The 16,053-nt window shown below is 69.0% G+C and carries 15 protein-coding genes; 12 read left to right on the top strand and 3 right to left on the bottom strand.

Translation table 11 applies throughout. From position 1 onward, the window contains the following. Positions 1-29 precede the first annotated feature (29 nt). The 4 genes from IE173_RS05170 to IE173_RS05155 all read left to right on the top strand — a co-directional run bounded on the left by IE173_RS05170 (position 30) and on the right by IE173_RS05155 (position 3,335). Positions 30-767 carry an amino acid ABC transporter ATP-binding protein gene (locus IE173_RS05170; protein ID WP_191282286.1) on the top strand — a complete coding sequence of 246 codons (738 nt, stop codon included), beginning with the start codon at positions 30-32 and terminating at the stop codon, positions 765-767. A 55-nt stretch (positions 768-822) separates the two neighbouring features. Further along, positions 823-1,695 carry a glutamate ABC transporter substrate-binding protein gene (locus IE173_RS05165; RefSeq protein ID WP_229841893.1) on the top strand — a complete coding sequence of 291 codons (873 nt, stop codon included), beginning with the start codon at positions 823-825 and terminating at the stop codon, positions 1,693-1,695. A gap of 69 nt (positions 1,696-1,764) precedes the next feature. Further along, positions 1,765-2,412 (top strand): amino acid ABC transporter permease, encoded by a 648-nt coding sequence (locus IE173_RS05160; protein ID WP_191282284.1) that lies wholly within the window; start codon positions 1,765-1,767, stop codon positions 2,410-2,412. Continuing rightward, the gene (locus IE173_RS05155; protein ID WP_191282283.1) at positions 2,409-3,335 is read left to right on the top strand and encodes an amino acid ABC transporter permease; all 927 of its coding nucleotides are present in this window, start codon (positions 2,409-2,411) and stop codon (positions 3,333-3,335) included. Before IE173_RS05160 ends, IE173_RS05155 begins: the two co-directional genes overlap by 4 nt. Before the next feature lie 15 nt (positions 3,336-3,350). On the opposite strand, the gene IE173_RS05150 is transcribed toward IE173_RS05155, so the two are convergent. Then, positions 3,351-4,565: a type II toxin-antitoxin system death-on-curing family toxin gene (locus IE173_RS05150; protein ID WP_191282282.1), complete on the bottom strand. Its 1,215-nt coding sequence runs from the start codon at positions 4,563-4,565 to the stop codon at positions 3,351-3,353. Between the two features lie 77 nt (positions 4,566-4,642). Here IE173_RS05150 and pheS point away from each other — a divergent pair, with 77 nt between their 5' ends. Both pheS and pheT read left to right on the top strand, forming a co-directional pair. Further along, the gene (gene pheS, locus IE173_RS05145) at positions 4,643-5,674 is read left to right on the top strand and encodes a phenylalanine--tRNA ligase subunit alpha (protein WP_191282281.1); all 1,032 of its coding nucleotides are present in this window, start codon (positions 4,643-4,645) and stop codon (positions 5,672-5,674) included. A gap of 1 nt (position 5,675) precedes the next feature. After that, positions 5,676-8,156 (top strand): phenylalanine--tRNA ligase subunit beta, encoded by a 2,481-nt coding sequence (gene pheT, locus IE173_RS05140; RefSeq protein ID WP_191282280.1) that lies wholly within the window; start codon positions 5,676-5,678, stop codon positions 8,154-8,156. Between the two features lie 53 nt (positions 8,157-8,209). Here the strand turns inward: pheT and IE173_RS05135 are convergent, their stop codons facing one another. Beyond that, positions 8,210-8,791, bottom strand: coding sequence for a DUF937 domain-containing protein (locus tag IE173_RS05135; protein WP_191282279.1), 582 nt, complete (start codon positions 8,789-8,791; stop codon positions 8,210-8,212). Between the two features lie 244 nt (positions 8,792-9,035). On the opposite strand from IE173_RS05135, the gene argC reads away from it, so the two are divergent. The 5 genes from argC to argF are packed head-to-tail and all read left to right on the top strand — an operon-like array spanning position 9,036 to position 14,227. Next, positions 9,036-10,076 carry an N-acetyl-gamma-glutamyl-phosphate reductase gene (gene argC, locus IE173_RS05130; RefSeq protein ID WP_191282278.1) on the top strand — a complete coding sequence of 347 codons (1,041 nt, stop codon included), beginning with the start codon at positions 9,036-9,038 and terminating at the stop codon, positions 10,074-10,076. After that, a complete protein-coding gene (gene argJ / locus IE173_RS05125; RefSeq protein WP_191282277.1) occupies positions 10,073-11,224 on the top strand; it encodes a bifunctional glutamate N-acetyltransferase/amino-acid acetyltransferase ArgJ in 1,152 nt (383 codons plus the stop codon). Before argC ends, argJ begins: the two co-directional genes overlap by 4 nt. Beyond that, complete coding sequence (gene argB, locus IE173_RS05120; RefSeq protein ID WP_191282276.1) at positions 11,221-12,126, top strand: acetylglutamate kinase; 906 nt, start codon at positions 11,221-11,223, stop codon at positions 12,124-12,126. Before argJ ends, argB begins: the two co-directional genes overlap by 4 nt. Beyond that, positions 12,123-13,301: an acetylornithine transaminase gene (locus IE173_RS05115; protein WP_191282275.1), complete on the top strand. Its 1,179-nt coding sequence runs from the start codon at positions 12,123-12,125 to the stop codon at positions 13,299-13,301. Before argB ends, IE173_RS05115 begins: the two co-directional genes overlap by 4 nt. Beyond that, positions 13,298-14,227 (top strand): ornithine carbamoyltransferase, encoded by a 930-nt coding sequence (argF, locus tag IE173_RS05110; protein ID WP_191282274.1) that lies wholly within the window; start codon positions 13,298-13,300, stop codon positions 14,225-14,227. The genes IE173_RS05115 and argF overlap by 4 nt, the downstream gene beginning before the upstream one ends. 14 nt (positions 14,228-14,241) lie before the next feature. Here argF and IE173_RS05105 read toward each other — a convergent pair whose 3' ends face one another. Next, positions 14,242-14,790: a DUF6264 family protein gene (locus tag IE173_RS05105; protein WP_191282273.1), complete on the bottom strand. Its 549-nt coding sequence runs from the start codon at positions 14,788-14,790 to the stop codon at positions 14,242-14,244. A 58-nt stretch (positions 14,791-14,848) separates the two neighbouring features. Here IE173_RS05105 and IE173_RS05100 point away from each other — a divergent pair, with 58 nt between their 5' ends. Further along, the gene (locus IE173_RS05100) at positions 14,849-16,042 is read left to right on the top strand and encodes an argininosuccinate synthase (RefSeq protein ID WP_191282272.1); all 1,194 of its coding nucleotides are present in this window, start codon (positions 14,849-14,851) and stop codon (positions 16,040-16,042) included. The last annotated feature ends 11 nt before the right edge of the window (positions 16,043-16,053 follow it).

Genomic DNA, 16,053 nt, shown 5'->3' with positions numbered 1-16,053 from the left:
CCGACCGGGGTACATGATGCACTGAGGCGATGGAGCCTCTGCTTGTTCTGGACGCGGTCGACAAGCACTTCGGCGAACTGCACGTTCTGAAGAGCATCTCGACGACCGTCGCTCCGGGCGAGGTCGTCGTCGTCATCGGACCATCGGGCTCGGGCAAGTCGACCCTGTGTCGCGCGATCAACCGGCTGGAGACGATCGACGCAGGGCGCATCCTCATCGACGGCGTCCCGCTGCCCGAGGAGGGTCGCGCTCTCGCCAAGTTGCGGGCGGATGTCGGCATGGTGTTCCAGTCGTTCAACCTGTTCGCGCACAAGACCGTGCTCGAGAACGTCACCCTCGGTCCGATCCGGGTGCGCGGCAAGAGCGCGGCCGAAGCGAAGAAGCGCGGGATGGAGCTGCTCGACCGCGTGGGAGTCGCCAACCAGGCCGACAAGATGCCCGCCCAGCTCTCCGGGGGTCAGCAGCAGCGCGTCGCCATCGCGCGGTCGCTCGCGATGGAGCCGAAGCTCATGCTCTTCGACGAACCGACCTCGGCGCTCGACCCCGAGATGATCAACGAGGTGCTCGACGTCATGGTCGGCCTGGCGAAAGACGGCGTGACGATGATCGTCGTCACGCACGAGATGGGTTTCGCCCGGAAGGCCGCCGACCGCGTGCTCTTCATGGCGGATGGTGCCCTCGTCGAAGAGGCCACCCCCGAGAACTTCTTCACGAAGCCGAGCTCCGACCGAGCGAAGGACTTCCTGTCGAAGATCCTCACCCACTGAACCGGTGGGGAGGAACCGCATGGCAATGGAGGGAACCATGAGAGTCCGCACAGCAATGTCACTAGGAGCGCTCGCCGTCGCCGGCGCGCTCGTCCTGTCGGGATGCGTCGATTCGAGCGCGCCCGGCGGTGAGGCCACGGAGCCCACCGAGGAGTTCACGCCCGTCCCGTACGAGGAGGGCACCACGATGGCCGCGCTGGCCGACGCCGGCGAGATCACGATCGGCACGAAGTACGCGCAGCCCCTGTTCGGCCTGGAGGGCCCCGACGGCATCCCTGTCGGTTTCGACGTCGAGATCGGCAAGATCATCGCGATGCACCTCGGCATCGACGAGGAGAGCATCAACTGGGTCAACACCGTCTCCGCGAACCGCGAGCCGTTCATCCAGTCAGGTGAGGTCGACATCGTCATCGCGACCTACACGATCAACGACACCCGCAAGGAGGTCATCTCGTTCGCCGGGCCGTACTACGAGGCCGGACAGGACATCCTCGTCGCCGCGGGCAACCCCGAGGGGATCGACGGACCCGAGTGGTTCGCGGACAACCCGGATGCCACCGTCTGCACGGTGAGCGGCTCGACGTCGCTCACGAACATCCAGGAGTACACGACCAACGTGCTCGAAGCGGCCGACTACGCCGACTGCCTCGAGCCGATCCGCACCGGTGAGGCCGTCGCGGTGACCACCGACAACGTCATCCTCGCCGGACTCGCCGACCAGAACGCGGGTGAGTTCGAGGTCGTGAACAACCCGTTCACCGCCGAACCGTACGGGATCGGCCTGCCGAAGGACGACACCGAGTTCCGGATGTGGTTGAACGACGTGCTCGAGGCCTCGTACGAGGACGGCAGCTGGGCCGCGGCCTGGGAGGCCACCGCGGGAGCGGTGCTCGACCTGCCCGAGCCGCCGGCGGTCGACCGGTACTGACGATCTGACCGGCGAGGAGGGGCGCCCCGAACGGCGCCCCTCCTCGCCACCCGAGCCGAAAGGAAGCCCATGGATGCCGTCATCGAGCAGTTCCCGCGGCTTCTCGAGGGGTTCGCCAAGACCCTCGCGCTCCTCGGCATCGCCGGGGCGGGCGCCCTCGTCTTCGGCACCCTCGTCGCCGGATTCCGGGTGTCGCCGATCGGCCCGCTGCGCATCTTCGCCGCCACCTTCACGGAACTCTTCCGCAACATCCCCCTGACGCTCATCCTCTTCGGGTTCGCGACGCTCGGACCGTACCTGGGGGCGCGCGGGGGCTACTTCGTGCTCGCGGCGATCGGCCTCACGCTCTACACGACTCCGTTCATCGCGGAGGCGATCCGCTCGGGCATCAACGGCATCCCGGTGGGTCAGGCGGAGGCCGGCCGCAGCATCGGACTCGGCTTCGGGCAGGTGCTCGGACACGTGATCCTGCCGCAAGCCGTGCGGATGGTGATCCCGCCGATCATCAACGTGCTCATCGCCCCGACCAAGAACACCTCGGTCGCGGGCGGGTTCTTCGTGGTCGAGCTCTTCGCCTCGTCACGTAACGCGATCAACGCGCGCGGCGACGAGGTCATCGCGATCCTGCTCGCCGTGGCCGCCTTCTACCTGCTCGTGACCGTGACGCTGGGCATCATCGCCGGTCAGGTGGAGAAGAGAGTGGCGGTCGCGCGATGACGAGTGTGCTGTACGACGCCCCCGGGCCGAAGGCGAAGCGCATCGCGCGCATCGTCTCGGTCATCGCGGTGCTGCTCATCGCGGGCGTCCTCGTGGCCGTGATCGTCGCCCTCGCGGTGCCGCGCACCACGGCGTCAGGTCAGGTGGTTCCCGGCCTGTTCGACCCGAGTCGGTGGGACGTGTTCAACGACCTCGTCGTCTGGCGTGCCTTCGGGAACGGCGTGCTCAACACGCTGCGCATGGCGGGGATCGCCGCCGTGCTCGCGATCGCCATCGGCGTGCTGTTCTCGTTCGCCCGCACGGCGTCGCTCGCGGTGATCCGCATCCCGTCGACCGTGATCCTCGAGTTCTTCCGCGGCATGCCGGTGCTGCTGATGATGCTCTTCATCCTGCTCGTGTTCTCGACGGGGTCGTACTGGGCCGGAATCTCCGCCCTCGCGCTCTACAACGGGGCGATCATCGGCGAGATCCTGCGCGCGGGAGTCGCCGCGCTTCCGCGGGGGCAAGGCGAGGCGGGCCTCTCGATCGGGCTCTCCCCGCTGAGCACGCGTTTCCGGATCGAGTTCCCGCAGGCGGCGCGCAACATGCTGCCGATCATCATCGCGCAGCTCGTCGTCCTGCTGAAGGACACCGCACTCGCGTACATCCTCGCCTACAGCGAGCTGCTCTACGTGGCGACGAAGACGCTTCCGAACTTCTTCGGCAACCGCTACCTCTACTCGTTCTTCTTCGTCGCCCTGCTGATCTACCTGGGGATGAACCTGCTGCTGTCGTTCATCGCGCGGCTCGTCGCGAAGCGCACCGGTCCGGGTGGCCGGATCGTGCGGCCGCGCATCCCGCGACGCGGCGTGCACCCGGAGGGCGACATCGCCATGTCGCGCGTGCCGGATGCGGGAATGGGCGCTGCTCCGCCGCTTCTGTAGACGCGAGTGTGCACCTCACATGCGCGCGAGTCGAACGAGCGTCTTGCGATACTCAGCGATGAACTGATCCGGCGGGGTCGAGTCCGTGCCGTAGAAGATCGCCGAGTCGACGCCATGCTCGTCGTCGAGGTGTAGTTCTCGACGGATGGATCGAATGTCGTTCCTTGATACCTCGCGACCGTCTCCGTCGTATGCGACTTGGATGGACAGTCGCTTCTCGGCCATTCGAGAAACGCCGAGGAAGTTGCGGTCGCGAACCGACACAACTCTTGAGATTCGTTGCGCGCCCCCGCGGTTGCCGGTTGGGATGATCTCGCAGCCCATCGCATTAAGGCGTCGCCTCAGGAAGTGCCAAGCAATGACCTTCTCTCCCTTGTCCAGCAACCGACTGTTGGAGCAAATCCACTCGGCCATCGCAGCTACCTCGATGTCACTGCGATCGCCGACAATGTTGCGCTTGGCGACTCGATGCTGAGCGACACGAACCGTCCATTTGAAGATCTCATCCTGCGTCGAGGTGATCACAACACCATTGCGATCCAGCATCGTGAGCATCGACACGAGCGCAGTTCGCTTGTTGCCGTTGTAGAAGGCATGGTTGTGGACAAGTGAATGCATCAGAGCGGCGGATGCCAGTTCCACCGTTCGGTACTTACTCTCGCCGCCCAGGGATGTTAGTGGTCGCGTCGCGGCGCTCTCTAGGAGCGTGCGGTCGCGGACGCCGGCGGGGCTCACTGGATCATTGGACCCGGCGAAGTCATCGGCCAGCGCGAAGTGAATCGACTCGATTTCGTCGACATCAAGCGCCCGCGTCTCTCTCACGTGACCGATGTTGCGCCACACGAAGTTCTGGAGGGGGGCAGGGCTAGGTTTCTGTGGCTTTCTTGACTCGGGCCGTGGCTGGGTGGACTTCTTGCGAAGACGTGCAACGGCTCCCTTCGGTAGCGCGCGTGCGTTGGGTCCTAGCTTGATTCCAAGAGCTGCCAGTTGCGCCGTGAACGCTTCGCGCGAAAGGCCATCCCGCTGGAGCCAGTAGTCCACGCGGGTCAGCTCACGGCCGTTCGGAAGCTCGCACGAGTCGCGCGCGCGTGCTACGTCGTGAGGCCGGATTGGTGACTTGGGGCCGGACGGGTAATCAACCCCCGCATCCCAAAGCTGTATCAACGCATCATCGACTTCAATGCCAGCTTCGCGCGCGAGAGACTCGACAGTCAGCGTGGTTCGGGTCAAAGGGGCGCTCCTACCGGGTTTCGGGGAGACTACCCCAGACCAAGGACACGTCTCGCTGAGCACTAAACTCGACCCTCGTGTCCGAGATCACTCCGCAGGCCGTCGACGCCGCCGTCAAAGCCGCTCTGAGCGCGATCTCCGAGGCGCAGGATTCGGCCGCGCTGAAGGCCGCCCGGGCGGCGCACACCGCCGAGGGCAGCCCGCTCGCGAAGCTCAACGCGTCGATGCGCGAGGTGCCGGCCGACCAGAAGGCCGCCGCCGGGAAGCTCGTCGGCGAGGCCCGCGCGCAGGTCAACGCGGCGCTCGCCGAGGCCGAGGGCCGCATCCTCGCCGCCGAGGAGCAGGCCCAGCTCGCCGCCGAAGCGGTGGATGTCACCGCCGTGCCGTCCCGCCGTCGAACCGGCGCCCGGCATCCGCTCGCTCTGCTCATGGAGCAGATGGGCGACATCTTCATCGCGATGGGCTGGGAGATCGCGGAAGGGCCGGAGCTCGAGCACGCCTGGTTCAACTTCGACGCCCTCAACATCGGCCCCGACCACCCCGCGCGTGGTGAACAGGACACCTTCTACGTCGAGCCCGCCGACCGGCACCTGGTGCTGCGCAGCCAGACCTCGAACGTGCAGATCCGCTCGCTGCTCGACCGGCCGCTGCCGCTCTACGTCGTCGCGCCCGGCAAGGTGTTCCGCAAGGACGAGCTGGATGCCACCCACACGCCGGTCTTCCACCAGATCGAGGGCATCGCGATCGACAAGGGTCTGACGATGGCGCATCTGCGCGGCACCCTCGAGCACCTCGCGCGCGCGATGTTCGGCCAGGGCGCGCAGATCCGGCTGCGTCCGAACTACTTCCCGTTCACCGAGCCGAGCGCCGAGATGGACGTCTGGCAGCCGAACGCCAAGGGCGGCGCCCGCTGGGTGGAGTGGGGCGGATGCGGCATGGTCAACCCGAACGTGTTGCGCAGCGCCGGCGTCGACCCGACCGAGTACCAGGGCTTCGCGTTCGGCATGGGCATCGAGCGCACCCTGCAGTTCCGCAACGACATGAACGACATGCGCGACATGGTCGAGGGCGATGTGCGCTTCTCGCAGCAGTTCGGAATGGTGGTCTGACGTGCGGGTTCCGATCTCGTGGCTGGGTGACTGGGTCGACCTGCCGGCTGATGTAACGCTCGAGCACCTGCACGCGGCGCTCGTGAAGGTCGGCTTCGAGGAAGAAGACGTCCACGGCTTCGGCGTGCAGGGCCCCGTGGTCGTCGGCCGCGTGCTCTCGTTCGCGGACGAGCCGCAGAGCAACGGCAAGACGATCCGCTGGGTTCAGGTGGATGTCGGCGAGCCCGAGCCGCGCGGAATCGTCTGCGGCGCCCACAACTTCGAGGTCGGCGACCTGGTACCGGTGTCGCTGCCCGGGGCGGTGCTGCCGGGGCCGTTCCCGATCACGGCGCGCAAGACCTACGGGCACGTCTCCGACGGCATGATCGCGTCGGAACGCGAGCTCGGGCTCGGCGACGAGCACTCCGGAATCCTGCGGCTGCACGAACGCGGCCTGGTCGGGGAGCCGGGCGAGGATGCGATCGCGCTGCTCGGCCTCGACGACTCGGCAGTGGAGATCAACGTCACTCCCGACCGTGGCTACGCGCTCTCGATCCGCGGGCTCGCCCGCGAGTACTCGCACTCGACCGGTGCGGCGTTCCGCGACCCGGCGCTCGAGCCGGTGGTGGGGGAGGCCGCCGGGTACTCGGTCGTCGTCGACGACGCCGCCCCGATCCGCGGTCGCGTCGGCTGCGACGCCTTCGCCGCGCGCGTCGTCCGGGGCGTCGACGCGACCCGGCCCACGCCGTCGGGGATGGTCGCGCGGCTGAAGCTCGCCGGCATCCGCTCCATCTCGCTGCCGGTCGACATCAGCAACTACGTGATGCTCGAGCTGGGGCAGCCCACGCACGCCTACGACCTCGGCAAGCTCGCCGGTGGCATCGTGGTGCGCCGGGCGGCGCCGGGGGAGACTCTCGAGACGCTCGACGGTCAAGTGCGGAAGCTCGATGTCGAAGACCTGTTGATCACCGACGAGTCGGGCGCGATCGGGCTCGCCGGCGTCATGGGTGGACTCTCGACCGAGGTGTCGGACACGACCACCGACGTGCTCGTCGAGGCGGCGCACTTCGATCCGGTGACCGTCGCACGCACGGCCCGTCGCCACAAGCTGTGGAGCGAAGCCTCCAAGCGGTTCGAGCGCGGGGTCGACCCGACACTCGGGCCGATCGCCGCGCAGCGGGTGGCCGACCTGCTCGTGGAACTCGCGGGCGGCACGATCGACCCGCTCGGCACCGTCGTGCCCTACCTCGGCGAGCCGGTGCCCATCGCCTTCTCACCGGGCGACGCGGCCGCCCTCGTCGGCGTCGACTACTCCGACGACGAGGTGCGCGACACGCTCACCCTGATCGGGGCGACGGTCGACGCCACCGTGGACCGCTGGACCGTGACTCCGCCACCCTGGCGACCCGACCTCATCGATGCCCCCAGCCTCGTCGAGGAGGTCGCCCGCATCACCGGATACGACCGCATCCCGTCGGAGCTGCCGATCGCGCCTCCCGGTCGCGGGTGGACCCGGGAACAGGCCGCGAGCCGCCGCCTCGCGCAGACCCTCGCCGCCGCGGGGCTCACCGAGGTTCTCGCCTATCCGTTCCAGTCGGCCGCGACCGTCGAGCGCTTCGAGCCCGGCGCCGCCGCCGTGCAGCTGGCGAACGCGCTCGACCCGCAGGCTCCGTACCTGCGGCGCTCGCTGCTGCCCGGACTGCTCGACACCGCGCGGCGCAACCTGTCGCGCGGGCTCACCGACCTCGGCATCTTCGAGATCGGCACGGTGTTCCGCCCCGAGCCGGGAGTCGCCTACGGCACCGACGAGCTGCCTCCGGGCGCGGTGGAGCTCGCCCCCGACGTGCTCGACGCCCTCACCACCGGGCTGCCGCCGCAGCCGCGCCGCGTCGCCGTGCTGTTCCTCGGCGACGTCGTGCCGAAGCAGCCGGGAGCACCGGCCGTCAGCGCCGGTCTCGCCGACGCGCTCGACGCGGTCGCGGATGTCGGCCTCGCCCTGGCCGCCGACATCCGGCCGGTCACCGGCGCGCATCCCGCTCTGCACCCCGGACGCACCGCCGAACTGCGAGTCGGCGCGCGGAGCGTCGGGATCGCCGGCGAGTTGCTGCCGTCGCTCGCCCGCGAACTCGACCTGCCCGGCGTGGTCGCGGTCGCCGAACTCGACCTCGACGCCCTGCTCGAGCTCGGGGCGACCGAGATCGCCGCGCGCCCGATCGGCACGCTGCCGGCGGCGACGCAGGACCTCTCGCTCGTCGTCCCCGTCGAGACGCCGGCCGCCGACGTGCGGTCTGCCGTCATCGAGGGGGCCGGCGACCTGCTGGAGGATGCCCGCCTCGTCGACGACTACCGCGGATCCGGGGTGCCCGACGGCACGAAGTCCCTCACCTTCGCGCTGCGCTTCCGCGCCGCCGACCGCACCCTGACGGCCGCGGAGGCCACCGAGTCGAAACTCGCCGGCGTCGCCCTTGCGGCATCCCGCCTCAAAGCGACTCTGCGCGAGTGACGACGAACGCGCCGCCCCTGTCGGGACGGCGCGTTCGAATGTGAAGGCGGGCGCTACTTCTTGCCGCCGCCGAGCAGGCCGCCGAGGATGCCGCCGAGCAGGTCGCCCGTCGAGTTGGACGAACCCGACGACGAGCCGCCGCCGAGCAACCCGCCCAGCAGGTCGCCGATGGCGCCTCCGGTCGACGACTCCTCTTCCTTCGCCGCGGGCTCTTCCTTCTTGCCGCCGAGGAACTGCTCCGCCAGCCAGGCGAGCACGATCGGGGCGACGATCGGCAGGATCTGCTTGATGATGTCCTGCGTGACGTCGCCGGCCGCGGAGGCCTTCGTGGCGCTCGCGGCGAGCTTGGTGGCGACGGCATCCTGCTTGTCGCCGTAGACGTTCCTGACGATCTTCTTGCCGTCTTCGACGTCGATCTCGGTGACCTTCTTCTTGTGCACGGCGCCGCGGTCATGGCTGAGCGCCTTGGTCAGCGAGGCGGCACCCTTCGGGTCTTCGGCGTTGGCGGCGAGGCCGGCGACGAGGCCGGGCACGATCTGCTGCACGGCGGCTTCGGCGACCGATTCGTCGATGCCGAGCTGCTTGGCGATGTCTGCGACGGGGATCTGCTTGAGCAGCGAGCTGAGGTCTGCCATGGGTTCCTTCTTCCGATTCGGAGCCCGTAATGAGCCCTGTTCACGAACCAGATTAGTGCTCGGTCGCGCACGGGGAGTATGGTCGAGGCGTGGAATTCACGCGGGACGACATCCGGGGCCTCGAGCTCCGTTCGATCCGCCGCGCGCGCCGACTCTAGGCGACGTCGCCCCGCTGAGCCCTCGTGAGTTCGCGCGACGTCGCCACAGACAAGTCCTCGTCCCGTCGAATCTGAAGGCCCCATCCATGTCTGTGTCCGTCGCCGTCGCTGGCGCGAGCGGCTATGCGGGTGGCGAGCTGCTGCGGCTGCTCTCCGCCCACCCCGAGTTCGAGGTCGTCACCGTGACGGCTCACCAGAACGCCGGGCAGCCGCTGGCTGCCGTGCATCCCCATCTCGTCTCGCTGCGCCACCTCGTGCTGCAGGAGACCACCCCCGCCGTGCTGTCGGGGGCCGATGTCGTGTTCCTCGCCCTGCCGCACGGCGCGTCGGGGGCGATCACCGCGCACCTGCCCGACGACGTGCTCGTCATCGACTGCGGCGCCGACCACCGGCTCACCGACGAGAGCGCGTGGGCGGCGTTCTACGGCGGCGAGTACCACGGCGCGTGGACGTACGGGATGCCGGAGTTGCGTCTCGCGGGAGGCGGCACGCAACGCACGAACCTGGTGGGCGCGACCCGCATCGCCGTTCCCGGCTGCAACGTCACCGCGATCACCCTCGGACTCGCGCCGGGGATCGCGGCGGGGGTCATCGCGGCCGACGATCTCGTCTCGGTTCTCGCGGTCGGCCCGTCGGGCGCGGGCAAGAGCCTGCGGACCGACCTGCTCGCCGCCGAGATCCTCGGGTCCGCGTCGGCCTACGGAGTCGGCGGCACCCACCGGCACAACCCGGAGGTCGTGCAGAACCTCACCGCCGCGGGCGGGTCGGGGGTCACCCTGAACTTCACGCCGGTGCTCGTGCCGATGGCCCGCGGCATTCTGGCCACGTCGACCGCGAAGCTGACCGCAAGCGCCGCCGCCGTGCGGGAGGCCTGGGAGACCGCCTACGCCGACGAACCGTTCGTGCATCTACTGCCCGCCGGCACCTTCCCGAAGTCCGGCGACACGACGGGTGCGAACACGGTGCTCATCGGGCTCGCCATCGACGAACGGGCCGGCCGGGTGGTCGTCGTCAGCGCGCTCGACAACCTCGTGAAGGGCACCGCCGGTGCCGCCGTCCAGTCCGCCAACCTCGCGCTCGGCTTCGCCGAGACGCTCGGCCTTCCCCTCGATGGAGTCGCCCCGTGAGCACGACGTACGCGAAGGGTTTCACCGCCGCCGGCATCCCGATCGGTCTCAAGTCGTCGGGCAACGCCGACCTGGCGCTCGTCGTCAACACCGGTCCGTTGCAGAACGCCGCCGCGGTGTTCACCAGCAACCGGGCGAAGGCGAACCCGATCATCTGGTCGCAGCAGGTCATCGCCGACGGCACCGTGAGCGCGATCGTGCTCAACTCCGGGGGAGCGAACTGCTTCACCGGCAGCGAGGGATTCCAGACGACCCACCTGATGGCCGAGGCGGTCGGTGAGGCGCTCGGGATCAGCGCGGGCGACGTGCTCGTCTGCTCGACCGGCCTCATCGGCATGCAGCTCGACCGGGAGAAGCTGCTGCCGGGCATCGCCGCCGCGGCTGCCGCCCTCTCCGCCGACGGGGGACCGGATGCCGCTGCCGCGATCATCACGACCGACACGCACCCGAAGACGGCGACCCGCGATGGCGACGGCTGGAAGATCGGCGGCATGGCGAAGGGCGCCGGGATGCTCGCGCCCGGGCTCGCGACGATGCTCGTCGTCATCACGACCGACGCCGACCTGACGAGCGAACAGCTCGACGAGGCACTCCGGGCGGCGACCCGGATCAGCTTCGACCGGCTCGACAGCGACGGCTGCATGTCGACGAACGACCAGGTGACCCTGCTCGCGAGCGGGGCCTCGGGCGTCAGCCCCGACATCCACGCCTTCACGGCGGAACTGCAGGCGCTCTGCATGGATCTCGCGTTCCAGTTGCAGCAGGATGCCGAGGGCGCGAGTCACGACATCGTCATCGAGGTCATGTCGGCGGCGACCGAAGAGGATGCCGTCGAGGTCGGCCGGGCGATCGCGCGGAACAATCTGTTCAAGGCGGCGGTGTTCGGCAACGACGCCAACTGGGGCCGGGTGCTCGCCGCGATCGGCACGACGCAGGCCGCCTTCGACCCCTACGACGTCGACGTGCTCATGAACGGCGTGCGGGTGTGCACGAAGGGCGGCCCCGACCGGCCGCGCGAGGAGGTCGATCTCACGCCGCGACAGCTGCTCTTGCAGCTCGAGCTGCATGCCGGGAACGCGGGCGCGACCATCCTCACCAACGACCTCACGCACGACTACGTGCACGAGAATTCGGCGTACAGCTCATGACGCCCGAGGAACTCGAAGCCGACGAGCGGGCGCTCGGTGCCGAGATCAAGGCCGGCACGCTCATCGAATCCCTGGGCTGGCTGAAGCGCTTCTCGGGCAAGATCGTCGTCGTCAAGTTCGGCGGCAACGCGATGGTGAGCCCCGAGCTGCAGCGGGCGTTCGCCGAAGACATGGTCTACCTGCGCTACGTCGGACTGAAGCCGGTCGTCGTGCACGGCGGCGGCCCGCAGATCACCGCGATGCTCGACCGGCTCGGCATCCCGAGCGAGTTCCGCGGCGGCTACCGGGTGACGACCCCGGAGGCGATGGAGGTCGTGCGCATGGTGCTCACCGGTCAGGTGAGCCGCGAGCTGGTGACCCTCATCAACGAGCACGGCCCGCTCGCCTCGGCGATCTCGGGCGAGGACGCCGGGCTGTTCGGCGGCCGCAAGCGCGGCGCGATGGTCGACGGGGAACTCGTCGACATCGGCCTGGTCGGCGACGTCGTGCAGGTCGACCCCGCGTCGGTGCTCGCGGAGGTCGAGGCGGGGCGCATCCCGGTGGTCTCGTCGATCGCGCCCGACCTCGACGTGCCGGGTCAGTCGCTCAACGTCAACGCCGACTCCGCCGCCGCGGCTCTCGCGGTCGCCCTCGGCGCGGAGAAGCTGGTCATCCTCACCGATGTCGCGGGGCTCTACGCCGACTGGCCGAACCGCGACTCGCTCGTCTCGAACATCACGGTGCCCGAACTCACGGCGCTGCTGCCGAAACTGGAAAGCGGGATGATCCCGAAGATGACCGCATGTCTCGAAGCCGTCGCCGGCGGAGTGCCGAAGGCGGCCATCATCGACGGTCGCCGCCCGCACTCGGTGCTGCTGGAGATCTTCACCGACGCCGGCATCGGCACAGAGGTGGTCGCATGAGTGACCGGTTCCGGGAGGCGATGTTCTCCTACGCGCCCACCCCGTTGAAGGTGCTCGCCCGCGGCGAGGGCGCGCGGGTGTGGGATGTCGACGGCGTCGAGTACCTCGACTTCCTCGCCGGCATCGCAGTGAACGCGCTCGGGCACGCCCATCCGGTGTTCGTGGATGCCGTGAGCCGCCAGGCGGCGACGCTCGCGCACGTCTCCAACTACTTCGCGAGCGAACCGCAGCTGGAACTCGCCGAGCGGCTCAAGCGGCTCACCGGCGGCACCTCGGTGTTCTTCTGCAACTCGGGCACGGAGGCGATGGAGGCCGCGGTCAAGATCGCCCGGCGCACCGGGCGGCCGCGCATCCTGGCGCTGGAAAAGTCGTTCCACGGCCGCACGCTGGGTGCCCTGTCGATCACCGGCAAGCCGGCCCTGCGGGAGCCGTTCGAGCCGCTGCTGCCGGGGCCGGAGTTCCTCCCGACGACGGTCGACGCGCTCGAAGCCGCGATCGGCGATGACGTCGCCGCGCTCGTGCTCGAGCCGATCAAGGGCGAGGCGGGCGTGCTCGACCTGCCCGAGGGCTACCTGGCGCGCGCCCGCGAACTCACCGCGCAACACGGCGCGCTGCTGATCCTCGACGAGATCCAGACCGGAGCGGGGCGCACCGGGGAGTGGTTCGCCTTTCAGCACGAAGGCGCCCTGCCGTCAGGCACCATGCCCGACGTGGTCGCGCTCGCGAAGGGCATCGGCGGCGGCTTCCCGATCGGGGCGCTCGTCGCCTTCGGAACGGCGGGCGACATCCTGAAGCCCGGCGACCACGGCACGACGTTCGGCGGCAACCCGCTCGCGACCGCGACGGCGAACGCCGTGCTCGGCGAGATCGAACGCGCCGACCTCGTGGGCAACGCCCGGGCGATGGGGGGGCGCATCCGGGCCGGCCTCGCGACGCTCGCACACCCTGCCATCACAGATGTCTCCGGCCGAGGCTTGCTCGTCGGCATCGGCCTCACCGGCCCGTGGGCGAACGCCGTCGCCGCGCGTGCCCTCGAGCTGGGGCTCATCGTCAACGCGGCGGCGGAGGACCGCATCCGCCTCGCCCCGCCGCTCACGATCGACGACGCCGATGTCGACCGCTTCCTCGATCTCTTCACCCAAGCTCTGGCCGCAACCGAAAGCAGCAGCTCATGACCCGGCACTTCCTCCGCGACGACGACCTCACCCAGGCCGAGCAGACCGAGATCCTCGACCTCGCCGAGGCGATCAAGGCCGACCGCTGGGGCCGTAAGCCGCTCGAGGGGCCGCAGACGGTCGCGGTGATCTTCGACAAGTCGTCGACCCGCACCCGGGTGTCGTTCGCCGTCGGCATCGCCGACCTCGGCGGCATCCCGCTCATCATCTCGACCGCGAACAGCCAGCTCGGCGGCAAGGAGAGCCCGTCGGACACGGCCCGCGTGCTGGAGCGGCAGGTCGCGGCGATCGTCTGGCGCACCTACGCGCAGTCGGGGCTCGAACAGATGGCGCAGGGCACCACGGTGCCGGTCGTCAACGCGCTCTCGGACGACTTCCACCCGTGCCAGTTGCTCGCCGACTTGCTCACCATCCGGGAGCACAAGGGCACGCTCGCGGGCCTCACCGTGACGTTCCTCGGTGACGGGGCGAGCAACATGGCGCACAGCTATCTGCTCGCCTGCGCGACCGCGGGCATGCACGTGCGGGTCGCGGCTCCCGAGGAGTTCAGCCCGGTGGATGCCGTGGTGTCGGATGCCGACGCCCGCGCCGCCGAGACCGGGGGCTCGGTCACGATCTTCACCGACCCGAACGAAGCCGTCGCCGGGGCCGACGTCGTCGTCACCGACACGTGGGTGTCGATGGGCAAGGAAGACGAGAAGGCGCACCGCGTCGCCGTGTTCGGCGGCTACCAGGTGACGCCGGAGCTGATGACGCTCGCGAAGCCCGACGCGATCTTCCTGCACTGCCTGCCGGCGGACCGCGGCTACGAGGTGGCGGCCGAAGTCATCGACGGACCGCAGAGCGTCATCTGGGACGAGGCCGAGAACCGGCTGCACGCCCAGAAGGCACTGCTCACCTGGTTGCTCGAGAAGAGCTCCCGGTGATCGACCCGCCGGGGTCAGCGGTAGACGTTGGCCATGAAGTCGGGGTCGCTCAGCAGGATGCTGACCAGCACGCCCCAGAACACGATCGCCGCGATCACGCCGGCGCTGAGCGGCACCCAGAACGCGATCTTGTTCTTCACCAGCAACAGGATGCCGACGCCGAGCGCGACGAGGTAGAGCACGATGTGGCTCACGGCGATGATCGCCGGGCCGGCGCCGATGGTGCCGTTGAAGCCGCCCATGCCGCCCTGGCCCATCGCCTCGTTGAGCAGCACCGGGTCGGAGAACGCCCAGGCGTAGAACAGGCCGATCAGCATCCCGAAGAATCCGACGACGAACAGGATGACGGTCAGCACCAGGTCCCAGGTGCGGCGACGCTTGACCGGCGGCTGGTACGGCTGCTGACCGTAGACGGGTGCCGCGCTGTAGTCCGGAACCCGCTCGCCGTACGTCGGCGGGGGGAGCGGGTTGCTCGGGGCGGCCGCTGCCGGCGTGTCGTACGTGTACGACGGAGCCTTCGGAACCTCGGGAGTCGGGTCGGGCGCTGAGTTCGGCTCGGACATGCGCCCACACTACCCATCCCTAAGCTGAACATCGGCAATCACAGGAGAGACAAAACACATGGCACAACGCGTCGTCCTCGCCTACTCGGGCGGACTCGACACCTCGGTCGGGATCGGCTGGCTCAAGGATGCGACCGGCAAGGAGGTCATCGCGCTCGCGGTCGACGTCGGCCAGGGCGGTGAGGACATGAACGACATCCGTCAGCGTGCCCTCGACTGCGGCGCCGTGGAGTCGGTCGTGGTCGACGCGAAGGACGAGTTCGCGAACGACTACCTGATGCCGGCGCTCAAGGCCAACGCTCTGTACCAGAAGCGGTATCCGCTGGTCTCGGCGCTCAGCCGTCCGGTGATCGCCCGGCACCTCGCGCGGGTCGCCAAGGAGCTCGGAGCCGACACCGTCGCGCACGGCTGCACCGGCAAGGGCAACGACCAGGTGCGCTTCGAGGCCGCGGTCGCCGCGCTCGCCCCCGACCTGACGAGCATCGCGCCGGTGCGCGACCTCGCGCTCACCCGCGACAAGGCGATCGTGTATGCGGAAGAGCACAACCTGCCGATCCAGCAGTCGAAGAAGAACCCCTACTCGATCGACAAGAACGTCTGGGGCCGCGCCGTCGAGACCGGATTCCTCGAAGACCCGTGGAACGCGCCCATCGAGGACCTCTACGAGTACACGCAGGATCCGGCCGCCGACGGCCCCGCCGACGAGGTGACGATCACGTTCGCCCAGGGCATCCCGGTGGCGATCGACGGGGTCGCCGTCACGCCGCTGCAGGCCGTCATGCAGATGAACACGATCGCCGGCCAGCACGGCGTCGGGCGCATCGACATCGTCGAAGACCGGCTCGTCGGCATCAAGAGCCGTGAGGTCTACGAGGCGCCGGGCGCGATCGCCCTCATCGCCGCGCACGAGGAGCTCGAGAACCTCACCCTCGAACGCGACGTCAATCGCTACAAGCGCAAGATGGAGGCCGACTGGGCCGAGCTGGTCTACGAAGGCCTGTGGTTCTCGGGGCTGAAGCGCAGCATGGATGCCTTCATCGACGACACCCAGAAGTACGTCTCCGGCGAGATCCGGCTGCAGCTGCAGGGCGGCCGCGCGGTCGTCACCGGCCGCAAGAGCGACCAGTCGCTCTACGACTTCTCGCTCGCGACCTACGACACCGGCGACACCTTCGACCAGTCGCTCGCGAAGGGCTTCATCGAGATCTGGTCCCTTCCGTCGAAGATCTCCGCCCGCCGGGACCTCTCATGACTCGGTGGTCG

Origin of the sequence: Pseudolysinimonas yzui (assembly GCF_014653215.1) — a bacterium.
GTDB classification, from domain to species: domain Bacteria; phylum Actinomycetota; class Actinomycetes; order Actinomycetales; family Microbacteriaceae; genus Pseudolysinimonas_A; species Pseudolysinimonas_A yzui.
Note: the sequence above shows the minus strand (reverse complement) of the source record. Positions and strands in the feature narration are given on the sequence as shown.

What these genes read in the sequence shown, in the direction of transcription:
- IE173_RS05170 (WP_191282286.1), top strand. Translation starts at nt 30, where the DNA reads ATGGAGCCTCTGCTTGTTCTGGACGCGGTCGACAAGCACTTCGGCGAA.
- IE173_RS05165 (WP_229841893.1), top strand. Translation starts at nt 823, where the DNA reads ATGTCACTAGGAGCGCTCGCCGTCGCCGGCGCGCTCGTCCTGTCGGGA.
- IE173_RS05160 (WP_191282284.1), top strand. Translation starts at nt 1,765, where the DNA reads ATGGATGCCGTCATCGAGCAGTTCCCGCGGCTTCTCGAGGGGTTCGCC.
- IE173_RS05155 (WP_191282283.1), top strand. Translation starts at nt 2,409, where the DNA reads ATGACGAGTGTGCTGTACGACGCCCCCGGGCCGAAGGCGAAGCGCATC.
- IE173_RS05135 (WP_191282279.1), bottom strand. Translation starts at nt 8,791, where the DNA reads ATGGCAGACCTCAGCTCGCTGCTCAAGCAGATCCCCGTCGCAGACATC.
- argC (WP_191282278.1), top strand. Translation starts at nt 9,036, where the DNA reads ATGTCTGTGTCCGTCGCCGTCGCTGGCGCGAGCGGCTATGCGGGTGGC.
- argB (WP_191282276.1), top strand. Translation starts at nt 11,221, where the DNA reads ATGACGCCCGAGGAACTCGAAGCCGACGAGCGGGCGCTCGGTGCCGAG.
- IE173_RS05115 (WP_191282275.1), top strand. Translation starts at nt 12,123, where the DNA reads ATGAGTGACCGGTTCCGGGAGGCGATGTTCTCCTACGCGCCCACCCCG.
- argF (WP_191282274.1), top strand. Translation starts at nt 13,298, where the DNA reads ATGACCCGGCACTTCCTCCGCGACGACGACCTCACCCAGGCCGAGCAG.
- IE173_RS05105 (WP_191282273.1), bottom strand. Translation starts at nt 14,790, where the DNA reads ATGTCCGAGCCGAACTCAGCGCCCGACCCGACTCCCGAGGTTCCGAAG.
- IE173_RS05100 (WP_191282272.1), top strand. Translation starts at nt 14,849, where the DNA reads ATGGCACAACGCGTCGTCCTCGCCTACTCGGGCGGACTCGACACCTCG.